Annotated in this window: 1 protein-coding gene and 1 pseudogene; both read right to left on the bottom strand. The window is 65.0% G+C overall.

Annotated elements, in window-relative coordinates:
* Window positions 1-290: 290 nt before the first annotated feature.
* Window positions 291-527 carry a hypothetical protein gene (locus ACGF5C_RS35410; RefSeq protein ID WP_393308861.1) on the bottom strand — a complete coding sequence of 79 codons (237 nt, stop codon included), beginning with the start codon at window positions 525-527 and terminating at the stop codon, window positions 291-293.
* A gap of 161 nt (window positions 528-688) precedes the next feature.
* Window positions 689-1006 (bottom strand): annotated as a pseudogene (locus ACGF5C_RS35415) (hypothetical protein); the annotation flags it as partial.

A 1006-nucleotide genomic window follows, 5' to 3' on the forward strand; every position in this document is an offset into this window, starting at 1 on the left:
GGCGCGGCAGCAACGGGAGCAGGCGGACGCACACCTGCGGGCGAGGCTGCCGCCGGACGTAGCCGATCTGCTACTTCTCAGTCGGCCGACACCGCGGTTGGAGTCACGGCACCGTGAGCCTCCGTCCGCGGGTTCCACGCGCGGTGGCAGGACAGAGCGATCACGTGCACGAGCACGGGAACGAGAGGGGAGAGGAAGAGGCATCTGACGAGACCGTCTGGCGCGCGCCCGAGCCAGTCGTCGGGCGCCGTGTGCGAATTCGAGTAGGGCCTTGCCTGTGCTAGCGAGACTCAGGGCCAAGTAACTTTGACGGCCCGAAGATCATGTGAACCCTGTTGAACTGCTTCGTATTCCACTTCAACCGGGTCGTCCAGGGAAACGTCACCGAAGTTCTTGTGCTCACCCAGCGAGTCGAGGCCGAACCAGACATGCGAACCGTCTACGGTCTCGATTATCCCGGTGGCGCGCTTCTCGTTCCAGCGCCAGACCTTCCCCTTGGCGCGCTGTACCTTTCGCTCGTATTCCATGTGCTCAACTATATTCACGGCGGTGTCGGCAGAGTGTTCGCGCGAAATTCCGTCAAAAGGGCCCTGGCCACCCTTATCGAAGGCGGAGGAAGCTGCGGCGTGGGTGATTGCCTGGGCGACCGGAAGGCTCGTGGTGGTGCGGGTTTCGTGATCGGATGCGGTCAGATCCCCGGCGCTACCGATGTCTCCTCGCGCTCCCGCGCAGCATGCCGCGGCAGGAACATGGCCGGCACGATGATCACCGCCGTGAGCCCGAACGCCACCCAGAACGCGAAGCCGAAGGAGTCGGCGAGCAATGGTCCGACCACCGGCATCAGTTGGGGTGGGACGGAGTTGATCTGGCCGGAACCACCACTGCCGGATGGCAATCCGCGCTCGGTCAGCTTTCCGGAGAGGTGCTGCGTCAGCGCGGTCACCAGCAAGGCGCTGCCGAGCGACGCACCGACCTGCTGAATGGCCGAGAGCGTGGGCGCCGCGCG

Source organism: Micromonospora sp. NPDC047620 (genome assembly GCF_043205005.1).
Classification (GTDB): domain Bacteria; phylum Actinomycetota; class Actinomycetes; order Mycobacteriales; family Micromonosporaceae; genus Micromonospora.

Coding starts and splice junctions, on each gene's coding strand:
- ACGF5C_RS35410 (WP_393308861.1), bottom strand. CDS start 527: ATGGAATACGAGCGAAAGGTACAGCGCGCCAAGGGGAAGGTCTGGCGC.